The organism is Roseomonas acroporae, from assembly GCF_023223525.1.
Lineage (GTDB): Bacteria > Pseudomonadota > Alphaproteobacteria > Acetobacterales > Acetobacteraceae > Roseomonas_E > Roseomonas_E acroporae.
This window is the reverse complement of the sequence record NZ_JALPRX010000086.1, coordinates 57,216-69,711: the sequence shown is the minus strand read 5'-3', so window position 1 is coordinate 69,711 and position 12,496 is coordinate 57,216. Positions and strand designations below refer to the sequence as shown.

Annotated in this window: 9 protein-coding genes; 4 read left to right on the top strand and 5 right to left on the bottom strand. The window is 76.0% G+C overall.

Annotated elements, in window-relative coordinates:
- Nucleotides 1–146 precede the first annotated feature (146 nt).
- Nucleotides 147–1,583, bottom strand: coding sequence for a murein hydrolase activator EnvC family protein (locus M0638_RS29145; protein ID WP_248668628.1), 1,437 nt, complete (start codon nucleotides 1,581–1,583; stop codon nucleotides 147–149).
- A 604-nt stretch (nucleotides 1,584–2,187) separates the two neighbouring features.
- On the opposite strand from M0638_RS29145, the gene M0638_RS19240 reads away from it, so the two are divergent.
- The gene (locus tag M0638_RS19240) at nucleotides 2,188–2,895 is read left to right on the top strand and encodes a class I SAM-dependent methyltransferase (RefSeq protein ID WP_248668627.1); all 708 of its coding nucleotides are present in this window, start codon (nucleotides 2,188–2,190) and stop codon (nucleotides 2,893–2,895) included.
- A 541-nt stretch (nucleotides 2,896–3,436) separates the two neighbouring features.
- Nucleotides 3,437–4,504 carry an alpha/beta fold hydrolase gene (locus M0638_RS19235; protein ID WP_248668626.1) on the top strand — a complete coding sequence of 356 codons (1,068 nt, stop codon included), beginning with the start codon at nucleotides 3,437–3,439 and terminating at the stop codon, nucleotides 4,502–4,504.
- 43 nt (nucleotides 4,505–4,547) lie between these two features.
- On the opposite strand, the gene M0638_RS19230 is transcribed toward M0638_RS19235, so the two are convergent.
- The 3 genes from M0638_RS19230 to gpmI form a co-directional block, all read right to left on the bottom strand.
- Nucleotides 4,548–5,546 carry a glycosyltransferase family 4 protein gene (locus tag M0638_RS19230; protein ID WP_248668632.1) on the bottom strand — a complete coding sequence of 333 codons (999 nt, stop codon included), beginning with the start codon at nucleotides 5,544–5,546 and terminating at the stop codon, nucleotides 4,548–4,550.
- A 77-nt stretch (nucleotides 5,547–5,623) separates the two neighbouring features.
- Nucleotides 5,624–6,469, bottom strand: coding sequence for a UDP-2,3-diacylglucosamine diphosphatase (locus tag M0638_RS19225; RefSeq protein WP_248668625.1), 846 nt, complete (start codon nucleotides 6,467–6,469; stop codon nucleotides 5,624–5,626).
- Nucleotides 6,470–6,705: 236 nt separating this feature from the next.
- Complete coding sequence (gpmI, locus tag M0638_RS19220; RefSeq protein ID WP_248668624.1) at nucleotides 6,706–8,238, bottom strand: 2,3-bisphosphoglycerate-independent phosphoglycerate mutase; 1,533 nt, start codon at nucleotides 8,236–8,238, stop codon at nucleotides 6,706–6,708.
- A 536-nt stretch (nucleotides 8,239–8,774) separates the two neighbouring features.
- Between gpmI and argC the strand changes: the two genes are divergently transcribed.
- Both argC and M0638_RS19210 read left to right on the top strand, forming a co-directional pair.
- Nucleotides 8,775–9,752, top strand: a complete 978-nt coding sequence (gene argC / locus M0638_RS19215; protein WP_248668623.1) for an N-acetyl-gamma-glutamyl-phosphate reductase — start codon at nucleotides 8,775–8,777, stop codon at nucleotides 9,750–9,752.
- Nucleotides 9,753–10,110: 358 nt separating this feature from the next.
- Nucleotides 10,111–11,526 carry a serine hydrolase domain-containing protein gene (locus M0638_RS19210; RefSeq protein WP_248668622.1) on the top strand — a complete coding sequence of 472 codons (1,416 nt, stop codon included), beginning with the start codon at nucleotides 10,111–10,113 and terminating at the stop codon, nucleotides 11,524–11,526.
- A gap of 125 nt (nucleotides 11,527–11,651) precedes the next feature.
- Here M0638_RS19210 and M0638_RS19205 read toward each other — a convergent pair whose 3' ends face one another.
- Complete coding sequence (locus M0638_RS19205; protein ID WP_248668621.1) at nucleotides 11,652–12,329, bottom strand: OmpW/AlkL family protein; 678 nt, start codon at nucleotides 12,327–12,329, stop codon at nucleotides 11,652–11,654.
- Nucleotides 12,330–12,496: the final 167 nt, after the last annotated feature.

The window sequence follows — 12,496 nt, the reverse complement described above, 5'->3', positions numbered from 1 at the left end:
CCCGCGGGACCGGCCCCGATGCCGCCCTGTCTGGGAGGCCCACCTTCTGGCGGGCCCACCTTACAGTCCCGTCTGGACAGTCCCGCCCGGCGGTCCCATCCGGCGATCCCGCCGGCCGGACGCGGGGAAGGGCCATCCGGCCCGCCTCAGCCGCCTCCGGCCCAGGCGCGGGGGTCGATCGGCCGCCCGCCGCGCCGCAACTCCACGTAGAGGGTGGCGCGCGACGCCCGGGGGCCGGCCGGCCCCACCACGCCGACAGGCTCTCCCGCCAGCAGGCGCTGCCCGATCGAGGCATCCAGCCGCTCCAGGCCGGCCAACACAAAATGGTACCCCTCGCCACAATCCACAATCAACAACAGGCCGAAGGAACGAAATGGCCCCGAGAACACCGCGCGGCCCGAGCAGGGGCTGACCACGCGGGCGCCGGCGGCGGTGGCGACGGTCAGGCCACGGGAGGGGCCGCCCTCGCCCGACGCGCCGAAGGGGCGGGTGACGGTGCCGATCACCGGCATCATCCGCCCGCCCGCGCGGGGGCGGGCCGGTTCCGGGGCGGCGGCCGGCTCGGCTGGGCGGGGCGGGGCGGGGCGGGCCTCGGCCGGCGCCTCGGCCTGATGGCGTGCCGCCTCGGCCACGCCACGCCGACGCTGCGCCTCCGCCTCCTCGCGCCGACGTTGCGCTTCCGCCTCCTCGCGTCGGCGCTGCGCTTCTGCCTCCTCGCGTCGGCGGGCGGCCTCGGCGGAACGCTCGCGGGCTGCGGCGGCGGCCTGCTCGCGCGCCAGCCGGGCGATCGCCTGCTCGATGTCGGTGGCACGGGCGGCGGCACGGGCGGCGCGCCGGGCCGCCTCCTCCCCGGCATCCTCGGCATCGCCGCGCCGCTGCCGGGCGGCGGCCAGCTCGGCATCCAGCGCGGCACCGGCCTGCCGGGCGGCGAGGCGGGCGGCGGCGAGACGCCCGGACTCGGCCTGGGCGAGCCGGGAGAGCCGGTCGGCCTCGGCGCGCGCGGCGCGCAGGGCGCGGGCCTCGGTCTCGATGTGGCGCGCCAGGGCCTGGAGAAGCTGCACCCCGCGCAGCGCCTCCTCGGGCGGCGCGGGCACGGCGAGCAGCGTCTCGGCCGGCCAGAGCGCCAGGCGGCGCATCACCGGCACCAGCGGGGCGAGCGCGGCGGCGCGGCGGGCATGCTCCGCCTCGGCCGCGTCGCGGGCCGCCTCGGCGTCGGCGAGGGCCGCTCGTGCCGCCTCGGCCTGCGCCTCGGCTTCCTGCGTGCGCTGCGCCGCCAGCACCCGGCGCTCGGCCAGCCGGCGTTCCTCGGCCGCGGCCTCGCGGGCGGCGCGGGCGGCCTCCTCGCTGGCCAGCGCGGCGCGCCGGGCGTCGCGCCGGGCTTCCGGGAGGGAAGGCGGGGCGGCGGCGGCCATGCCGGGCAGGGCGAGCAGCAGCAGGACCAGCGCCGGCCGCAGCGCGGGCAGGAAAGGCGCCGGGACGGGGCGGCAGGCAGGGCCCGGAGGCGACGTCCAGCGGCGCGGCAGCAGGCCGGAACGCTGCCGCCCTGCGGCGGGCCACGGCGCCGGCCGCGGCCCTGCCGGCACGGCATGCCGCGCGGCCGGCAGGCCGGGCGCCGCCGGGGAGAGCGGTGACGGAGGTGAGGGGCCTGCGGGGCGCCACCCCGGGCACGGCCGGCACCGGGCGGCGTCGGACGGCGGGGGGGCGGCGCAGGCGGCGCGTCGCGCCGCGGTGCCGGGCATGGTGCCGAGGGTAGCGGCTCCGTGGCCGGCTCGCCACGACGGTGCCGCCGGCGCGGCGGCCGGCCCGCCATTCGGGGCCGGCGTGGCGGCCGGGCAACGGTCCGCACGCATCGCGGGCGGCGCGCGGCGAAGGGGCGGACGGTCGCGCGTGGCGTGGCGGGACGGGCGAGGCGTCGGGCTGGATGGATCGGGGGGCGAGGCGCGAAGGGGGGCGGCGGGGAGCGATGCAGCGGGGCAGGCGGCGGTCGGCAGGGCCGGCTGCGCCGTGCCGGTCCGCCGGGTGGCGGGCGGGCGTCACGCGGGTGTCGTCCCGGTGTCATTCCGGCGTCGCCGGCCGGCGATAATCCCGACACTCCCCGGCCGGTTCCCCGGCGGATGCCGGACGCATCCCCGGAGCAGGGGCGATCCATACCCCTCCTGGGCGCCCCCGGCCATGCAGGAGAGTCGCATGAACGAAACCCTGTCCAGCACCCTGCCGAGGCCCGGCGCCCTGCCGGGTGCCGCCGGGACCGAGGCCGTGCCGGAGGCCGCGCCCGGACGGGCCTCGCCTGCCGCGCCGGCCCGGGGCGGCGTCGGGCTGTTCCTGCGCCGCTGGGCGGCGCATCCGCTGCGCATGGGTTCGGTGGTGCCCTCCTCGCCGGCGCTGTGCCGGCGGGTGGTGCGGCATGCCTGGCCGGAGCCGGGGCGCGCGGTGCTGGAACTCGGCGCCGGCACCGGCGTGATGGCGCGGGCGCTGCTCGGCGCGGGGCTGGGGCCGGAGCGGCTGGCGGTGGTGGAGATCGACCCCGACCTGTGCGCGCACCTGCGCGCCACGCTGCCCGGCGTGACGGTGGTCGAGGGCGATGCGCGCGCCCTGCCGTCGCTGCTGCCGACGCGCTTCCGGGGGCGGATCGGCAGCGTGGTGTGCGGCATCCCGCTGGTTCTGCTGCCGCCGCCGGAGCAGCGCCGCTTCATCGACGCGATGGTGGCGGTGGCGCCGGGGCGGGGCTTCCTGCACTACAGCTACTGCATCACCTCGCCGCTGCCGGCGCGCCGGCACGGGCTGAGCGCGGTGCGGCGGGCCTGGACGCCGCTGAACGTCCCGCCGGCGAGCGTGTGGTTCTACCGGCCGGACGGGGCGGAGAGCCGGACGGGGGCGGTGCGCGAGGCGGCCTGACGCGCGCCGGCAGCCTGCATCCGGCCCGGGCGGCCGGGGACGCCGCCGGCTTCGCGGGTCCGGCCCGCCATGCCAGATTGGCGGCGCGATGGAGTCGCCGTGTCGGGCGCGCTTCGCCGGCCGGTGGCCGGGCCGGAAGGGCGACCGCCATGCCCGTGCGGGGCGCCGCGCGGAGCGTGGATGGCGACGCGCTGGTGGACGGTGCGGTGCGGCGATGCCGATGCTCGGGAATGGCGATGCCGGCCACGGCGGAGACCGGCTCGCCGCTTTCGGACGGTCCATGGGGGCCGGCCGGCTGGGACGGGTGGCGGCGGGCCTCCTGATGGCGGGGCGCCGCGCCCTGCGGGTGGCGGCGCGCGGGCGCGGGTTGGGGAGACGGGCATCCGCCGCGGGATCGGCCCCGCCGCGGCCCGTGCGCCGCGGCGGGGCTTGGCCGCGGGGCCCGGCGGCGCTGCTGGCATGCGGCCTCCTGGCCTGCACGGCGGCAGCCCCGCCGGGACTGCCGGCCCTGTCCGACTTCTACGCGGCGGGCCCGCAGGAATTGGCCGGCCCGCCCGGCACGCCGATCCGCTGGGAGCCCCTCGACGGCGCGCCCCTCGGCGCCTCGGCCTACCGCATCCTCTACCGCTCGACCGGGCTGCGGGGCGAGCCCGTCGCGGTTTCCGGCGTGATCGTGATTCCCGCCGGGGCCGCGCCCGACGGCGGCCGGCCGGTGGTCGCCTGGGCCCACCCGACCACGGGCGTGGTGCCGCGCTGCGCGCCCTCGCGCGCGCTGCTCGTGTTCCAGATGATCCAGGGCCTGCGGAGCATGGTGCGGCGCGGCTACGTCGTCGTCGCCACGGATTATCCGGGGCTCGGCACGGCCGGCCCGCACCCCTACCTCGTCGGCACCAGCGCCGGCCGGGCCGTGCTGGACTCGGTGCGGGCGGCGCAGCGCTTTCCCGGGGCGGCGGCGGGCGACCGCTTCGTCGTCTGGGGGCATTCCCAGGGCGGCCACGCCGCGCTCTACACCGGGCTGCTGGCACGCGACTACGCGCCGGAACTGCGTCTCCTCGGCGTCGCGGCCGCGGCCCCGGCCACCGAGATCGGCGTGCTGCTCGACGACGACATCGGCACCCCGGCCGGCAGGAACCTGACGGCGATGACGCTGTGGTCCTGGGCGCGTGTCTTCGACGCGCCGCTGGAGCGCGTGGCCACGCCGCAGGCCATGCCCGTCATCGACGCGCTGGCGCAGGAATGCATCGAGAGTCCGCTGGACCTGCTGATCCGTGAGCGCACCGCGCGGCCGCTCGGGCGCTCCTTCCTCGCGGTGCCGGACCTCACCGCGGTCGAGCCCTGGCGGGCGTTGCTCGCCGACAACACGCCGGGAACGCTGCCGCCCGACCTGCCGGTCTTCCTGGCGCAGGGCGGCGCCGATGCCATCGTCAGGCCGACGGTAACGGCGGACTATGCGCGGCGGCTCTGCCGCGCCGGCAGCGCGGTGCGCCGCCTCGTCCTGCCCGGTGTCGGCCACGGCTTCATCGCCACGGACAGCGCCGTTCCGGCCGTCGACTGGATGGCGGACCGCTTCGCCGGCCGGCCCGCGCCCGACGATTGCGGCGCGCCGTGACGACGGGCGCCGCCTCCTGCCCGGGGTGGCGTCAGTCGCGGCGTCAGTCCCGCAGCGGCACCAGGTGCGCGGCGAACAGGGCGGCGCAGGCATCCCAGGAGAAGCGCTCGGCATGGGCGCGGCAGGCGGCGCGGTCGGCGCCGAGGGCGCGCAGGCAGGCGGCGCGCAGGTCCTCGTCCAGCGCGCCGATCTCCGGGTGGCCGGCGAGCAGGTTGCGCGGGCCGTCCTCGGGGTAGGCGGCGACGGGGATGCCGCAGGCGAGCGCCTCCAGCATCACCAGGCCGAAGGTGTCGGTGCGCGAGGGGAAGACCAGCGCGTCGGCGCCGGCATAGGCGGTGGCGAGTGCCGCGCCGTGCAGCGCGCCGGCGAAGCGGATGCCGGGATGGCGCTGGCGGAGTGCCGCGAGCAGCGGGCCGTCGCCGACCACGACCTTGCTGCCGGGCAGGTCGAGCGCCAGGAACGCCTCGATGTTCTTCTCCACCGCGACGCGGCCGACATGCAGGAAGACCGGGCGCGGCAGGCCCCAGCCGGCGCCGGGAACGGGGCGGAAGAGCGTGGTGTCCACGCCGCGCGACCACAGGCGCAGCCCGTCGAAGCCGCGCGCCGCGAGCATGTCGCGCAACGCCGGCGTCGCGACCATGGTGCCGGCGGAGGCGCCGTGGAAGCGGCGCAGCACGGCGTAGGCGTGGCGCGGCGGCAGGCCGGTGCGGGCGTGCAGGTATTCCGGGAACAGCGTGTGGAAGGCGGTGGTGAAGCGCAGGCCGCGCGCCATCGCCCAGCGCCGCGCGGACCAGCCGAGCGGGCCCTCGGTCGCGATGTGCAGCGCGTCCGGCGCGAAATCCCCGATCATGCGCGCGAGGGCGCGGCGCGGGCGGAGCGCGAGGCGGATCTCGGGGTAGGTGGGGCAGGGGAGGGAGCGGAAGCGGTCGGGGCCGATCACCTCGACGGCGTGGCCGCGCGCGCGGAGGGCGGCGGCGGTGCTGCGCAGGGTGCGCACCACGCCGTTCACCTGCGGCTCCCACGCGTCGGAGACGATGAGGATGCGTGCGGCGGGCGCCGCCGCGGCGGCGGGGCGTGCCGTCTCGCGCGCGGGCGCCGCCTCGGCGAGCAGGGACGGCGTCACGCCGGCTCGCGCACCGGCTCCGCCCCGGACGGCGTCGCGCCCCGGCGCGCCGGCGCGTCGAAGAAGGAGAAGCGGTTCTCGGCGGCCCAGTCGACCAGCGCCAGCGTGCCGTCCGGATGCTCGACCAGCGCGGTGCAGCTCTCCACCCAGTCGCCGTCGTTGAGGTAGAGCGTGCCGCCGATGTCGCGCATCTCGGCATGGTGGATGTGGCCGCAGACCACGCCGTCCAGGCCGCGGCGCGCCGCCTCGCCGGCGAGCGCGACCTCGAAGCGGTCGATCGCCTTCACCGCCTCCTTCACGCGCTGCTTGGCCCAGGCGGAGAAGGACCAGTAGGGGTAGCCGAGGCGCCGGCGGGCGGCGTTGAACCAGCGGTTCACCACCAGCGCCGCCGTGTAGCCGGCATCGCCGAGCAGGGCGAGGAAGGGGTAGTAGCGCACCACGCTGTCGAACTCGTCGCCGTGCATGACGAGCAGGCGGCGGCCGTCGGCGGTCTCGTGCACCGCCTCGCGGGCGAGGCGGATGCCGGCGACCTCGAGGCCCAGCGGCAGCCAGTCGCGCAGCATCTCGTCGTGGTTGCCGGGGATGTAGGTGACCGCGGTGCCGCCGCGCGCGTGGCGCAGGATCAGGCGCAGCACCTCGTCATGCATGCCGTCCCAGTACCAGGAGCGGCGCAGTCGCCAGCCGTCGACGATGTCGCCGACGAGATAGAGGTGGTCGCAGGAGACGCGGCTGAGGAAGTCCGCGAGGAAGTCGGCGCGGGCGCCGCGCGTGCCGAGATGCGTGTCGGAGATGAAGATCGTGCGGTAGCGCCGGAAGGCGTCGGGCGATGCGTTCGTCATCATCCGAGGATTCGTCTGGCCTGCTGCGGTCATCACGGAGGCAGCACATAAGGCAGCCTGCGGCGGCACGGCGTGAAGTGTGCATGACGGCGGCGCTGCGGTTTCGTGTCGGTGCGCAGCAGGCGTGACGCGGGCGGCGGTGGCGGCGCGGGCGGCGGTTCGCCGCGCGGCATCCCCGGCGGGTCGGGGCCTTGCCGGGATGCGGGCCGCCCGGGCCGGCGCCGGGCGGCCGCGCCGCCTCAGCGACGGAGCAGGGACTCGCCGGTCATCGCCTCGGGCTGCTTCAGGTGCATCAGCGCGAGCAGCGTTGGCGCGAGGTCGGCGAGGCGGCCATCGGCGAGCGCGGCACCCTGCGGGCCGCCGAACAGCAGCACCGGCACCGGGTTGGTGGTGTGCGCGGTGTGCGGGCCGCCGGTGACGGGGTCCTTCATCAGCTCCGCGTTGCCGTGGTCGGCGGTGACGAGCAGCGCGCCGCCGGCCTTGCCGATCGCCTCGACGATCTTCCCGAGGCCGGTGTCGACCGCCTCGCACGCCTTGATCGCGGCGGCGAGGTTGCCGCTGTGGCCGACCATGTCGGCATTGGCGAAGTTGAGGACCACGAGGTCGTACTTCCCGGAGCCGATCGCCTCGACCGCCTTCTCCGTGAGCTCGGGCGCCGACATCTCGGGTTGCAGGTCGTAGGTCGCGACCTTGGGGGAGGGGACCATGACGCGGTCCTCGCCCGGGTAGGGCGTCTCCTCGCCGCCGTTCAGGAAGTAGGTGACGTGCGGGTACTTCTCGGTCTCGGCCATGCGGATCTGCTTCAGCCCGGCCCGGCTGACCACCTCGCCCAGGATATCCTGCATGGATTGCTGCGGGAACAGCACGTCCATCCGCTCGGAGAGTTCCTTCGAGTACTCGGTCATGCCGGCGGCGGCGCAGAAGCGGATCATCCGGGTGCGGCGGAAGCCGCCGAAGCCGGGATCGAGCATGGCGCCGAGGATCTGGCGCACGCGGTCGGCGCGGAAGTTCCAGCAGAGCAGGGCGTCGCCGTCCTTCATGCCGGCGTAGCCGTCGATCACGGTGGGCTCGATGAACTCGTCGGTGATGCCGCGCTTGTGGGCGTCGATCACCGCCGCCATGGCGCCGGAGGCGTGCTGGCCGATGCCTTCCACCATGGCGCGGTAGGCCTTCTCCACGCGGTCCCAGCGCTTGTCGCGGTCCATCGCGTAGTAGCGGCCGCAGAGCGTGCCCATCGAGATGCTGCCGACACGCGGCAGGGCGTGGTCGAAGCGGTCGAGGAAGCCGGGGGCGGATTCAGGGGGCGTGTCGCGGCCGTCGGTCCAGGCGTGCAGCACCACCGGGATGTGCGCCTCGGCGAAGACGCGGGCGAGGGCCACGGCGTGGTCCTGGTGGCTGTGCACGCCGCCGGGCGAGAGCAGGCCCATCAGGTGCAGCGTGCCGCGCGTGCTCTTGAGCTTCGCGATCATCGACTGCACGGCGGGCAGGCGGTCGATCGAGCCGTCGGCGACGGCGCGGTCGATGCGCGGCAGGTCCTGCATCACGACGCGGCCGGCGCCGATGTTGAGGTGGCCGACCTCGGAATTGCCCATCTGCCCGTCCGGCAGGCCGACATCGTGGCCGGAGGTGCGCAGGAAGGCGTGCGGGCCGGTGGCCCAGAGCCGGTCGAAGGTCGGGGTGTGGGCCTGGCGGACGGCGTTGTCGGCGTCGTCCTCGCGCCAGCCCCAGCCATCCAGGATCGCCAGCATCACGGGGCGGGGGGTGTCGGCCATGGGTGGCGTCTCCGGAAGCGGCCTCAGGAGGCCGGTGGCGTGGGGCGGACGCGGCGCGGGGCCGTGCCGGCGGGGTTCGCTGCCCGGGCTGCGGGCTTTCGTCCCAAGTGGCCCGTGCGGGGGGCGGGAGGCAAGGGGCTTCGGTGCGGCGCGACGGCGCGCGGGCGGCCGCGGGACGGGGGCGAAGGGTCGCGCGGGCGGGGTGGCGGGCCGTCGCCGATCTCTCCTCGACCGGCCCGATCCGACCGCGCGCCGTCCTGGCAGAGTGGGAGCACGACACACCCTCGTTGACGGCCGTTCCGGCGGACCACTAACCTGCGCCCATGAGTGGCCCGCACCGCCGCACCGCGAACCGACGCCGTCGCTGCTTCCCAGCGGCGGCTTTCGCGGCTGCGTGCAGACCGGCCCCTCCCCCGGCGAGGTCCGCTCCCTAGCGGCCCAGCCTCCAAGGCGGCATCAGCCCGCATCTCCGAACCCCCGCAGCCTCCGGCTCCGGGGGTTTTTCTTTGCCCTCTCTCCAGCAACAGGACACCACCATGCGCCTTCGCGTCGGCATCGTCGGGATCAGCGGCTTCGGCGGCGGCGAGGCGCTGCGCCTCGTCGCAAGCCACCCATCCTTCGAGCTCGTCCACGCCGCAGGCGAGGGCAGCGCCGGCAGCCGGCTGGGAGAACGCTTTCCCGGTGTGCCGGCCAGGCTGGCCGGGCTGGTGATCGAGCGATGGGACCCGGAGGCCCTGCCGCAGCTCGACGTGCTGTTCGCGTCGCTGCCCACGGGCAGCTCGGCCGCGGCGCTGGCGCGCGTCCCCGAAGAGGTGAAGATCGTCGATATCGGCGGCGACCACCGCTACGCCGAAGGCTGGGCCTACGGCCTGGCCGATGTCTGGCCGGACCGGATCGAGGGTCGACGCCGCGTTGCCAACCCCGGCTGCTTTCCCGCGGCGACGCTCACCGCGCTGGCGCCGCTGCTGGCCGACGGGCTGATCGAGCCCGAGAACATCGTGATCGACGCCAAGACCGGCATCTCCGGTGCCGGGCGGGGCGGCGCCGACAGCGGGTTCGGCTACGCCGAGAGCAACGAGAACCTGGTGCCCTATGGCCTGCTCCGGCACGTCCACATGCCCGAAATGGCCAGGACGATCGAGCGGCTGAGCGGCGGCAGCGCGGCCGGGCTGGTGTTCACGCCGCATCTGGTGCCGATGACCCGCGGCATCCTCGCCACCGTCTATTGCCGCGGCCGCGCCACCACGGACCAGTGCCTGGACGCGGCCCGGCGCTTCTACGCCGGGCGGGCCTTCGTCCGCGTGACCGACAGGCCGCCGCAGACCAAGTGGGCGACCGGCTCGAACCTCGCCTTCGTCAGCTATGCGGCCGATCCGGCGCGCAACCTGGTGATCGCCATGGGTGTGGTCGACAATCTCGGCAAGGGAGCGGCCGGCCAGGCGGTGCAGAACGCGAACCTGATCTGCGGGCTGCCGGAAACCGCCGGGCTGGATGGCGCACCCGTCTGGCCGTAGCGCGGGGACCGGCCGGGAAGCCGCGCCAAGCCCTCGAACCGCCAGGATCAGTGGGGGCTGCCGGCTGGGTCGTCCGGGGAATCGGCCCGACGGGGTGCCTGGCCGGCCGCCGCGCGTTCCCGGCCCCCGCCTGGAGCGCCGGGCTGCCGCACGGACCGGGAACGACCCACGACGGGCGACCACCGGACGCCCACAGCGGTGGCGCATGGAAAGCGCGGGACGGAGGGAGTGGAATCGGGATGCGGGGTCGGGCGGCTTCATCGGCCGGACGGGCTGGTCCATCCTGCGCCGATCGGTCGTGCCGTGGCGGCGCCGGGAAGCGCTGCGCGGCGGGGCCGCAAAACGGGGAGGAAGCAGGATGGCGCGCAAGACGGGGTTGCGGCGACTCGGCAGGATCGGCGCGGCCGGGGCGATGCTGGCGCTGGCGGCGATGCCGGCGCGGGCGGCCGACCCGCTGCCGCGCGCCGAGCCCGGCACGGTCGGGATGTCGGCCGAGCGGCTGGGGCGGGTCGGCGCGGCGCTGCGGCGCGAGGTCGAGGCGGGGACGATTCCCGGCGCGGTGGTGGCGATCGCCCGGCGCGGGAAGCTCGTCCACTACGAGGCGGTCGGCTATCTGGACCGCGAGCGCGGCACGCCGATGCCGCTGGACGCGATCTTCGCCATCGCCTCGATGACCAAGCCGCTGACCGGCGTCGCCGCGCTGATGCTGCTGGAGGAGGGGCGGCTGGCGCTGGGCGATCCGGTGGAGCGGTTCCTGCCGCAACTCGGCAACCGGCGGGTGGCGGCATCGGGCGAGGGCGCGCCGGGCGGAGTCCCGGGGGCGGTGCCGGCGGCGACGCCGGCCGGTCCGGCGGCGGGCGGCCAGGCCGGCCCCGCCACCGGTCCCGCCGCTGGTCCTGCCTCCGGGGCCGCGCCCGGGGCATCCGCGGCGATCGCGACGGTGCCGGCGCGGCGGTCGATCACGCTGTTGGACCTGATGCGCCACACCTCGGGCATCACCTATGGCGGGCGCGGCGAGACGCCGGTGCACCGGCTCTACCCGGCCTCCTCCAACTGGGCGGGGGAGAACCTGACGGGGGCCGAGTTCATCGACCGGCTGGCGGCGGCGCCGCTGCTGTACCAGCCGGGGACGGTGTGGGACTACAGCCTCTCGATCGACGTGCTCGGGCGGGTGGTGGAGCAGGTCTCCGGGCAGGGACTCGGCGCGTTCCTGGAGGAGCGGCTGTTCCGGCCGCTGGGGATGGCCGATACGGGCTTCCTGGTGCCGCCGGAGAAGGCGGCGCGGCTGGCCCGCGCCCTGCCGCGCGACCCGCTGACCGGGCAGCCGCAGGGCATGCCGGACCGCACGAAGCCGGTGCGCTTCGAATGCGGCGGCGGCTGCGCCGTCTCGACCGTCGGCGACTACCTCCGCTTCGCCCAGGCGATGCTGGATGGCGGCGTGCTGGACGGGGCGCGGGTGCTGGGGCCGCGCACCGTGGCGGCGATGACCTCGGACCACATGGGGCCGGAAATCCGGCCGGGCGTGGGGAACACCGACCCGACGCGCGCGGGCTACGGCTTCGGGCTGACCGTCGCGGTGCGGGGCAGCGACCGCGACACCAACATCGTCGGCAATCCGGGCGACTGGTCGTGGAGCGGCGCCTACGGCACGACCTTCTGGGTCGATCCGAAGGAGCGGCTGGCGGTGGTGCTGATGGCGCAGGCGCCGGGGCTGACGCGGCAGCACCTGCGGCGGGTGATCAACGCGGTGGTCTATCAGGCGATCATGGAGTAGCGCGGCACGGCGCCGCCCCGGCCGCGCGGTGGCGGCCGGGGCGTTCCGATCGGGGCGCAGCCGGGGGGCAGCGAAGAGCGCCCCGAACGGCGCGGGATGGTGTCGGCCGCTCCCGCGTCGAGGGATCAGAAGCGGTAGCCGATGCCGATGCCGACGATCCACGGGTTGAGGTCGACGCGGCCGCGGATGGTGCCGCTGTTCACGCTGACGTTCGGCTCCAGGAAGAGGCGCTTGAGGTCGAGGTTGGCGACCCAGCGGTCGTTGATCTCGTAGTTGAGGCCGGCGTTGAGCGCGAGGCTCCAGGTGTTGTCGATGGCGACGCGGTTCACCGGCGGGGTGCGGGTGCCGCCCTGGCCGTAGAAGATGCTGTAGTTCACGCCGACGCCGACATAGGGGCTGAAGCGCTCGCGCGGCAGCGGGTGGTATTGCAGCGTCAGGGTCGGCGGCAGCAGCCAGGTGTGGCCGAGATCGACGTTGCCGATCGCCGAGTTGCGCAGGGTCAGGTCGTGGTAGGTGGTGCCGGCGATCAGCTCGACCGAGAGCTGGGGCAGGATGAAGTAGCTGAGGTCCACCTCGGGCGTCGCGGTGGTGCTGGCGCCGGGCCGGCCGCCGATGTCGGTGTGGCCGCCATTCTCCGGCGCCACGACGAGGACGCGGCCACGCACCAGGATGTCGCCGGCCTGGAAGCCGCGGACCGGGTTGGAGAGGGTCATCGGATTCTGCTGCTGCGCCAGCGCGGGAGTGGCGGCGAGACCGAGGGCGAGAGCGACAGCCGCGACGCGGCCCGCAAGAACCTTGCGCATCTTCTTCCTGCTTTCAGGCGGGCCGTGCCCGCTGCTGCGCGGGAAGTTGCTCGGTGCGGCAAGGGGGCGCCTTGATCCGGATCAAGGCGGCAACGAAGACGGCGTGGCCGGCACGGGGGCCTCCGGGCACGGTTCCGGTTCCCGCGGGGAAGGTCTCGCCCCGTCCG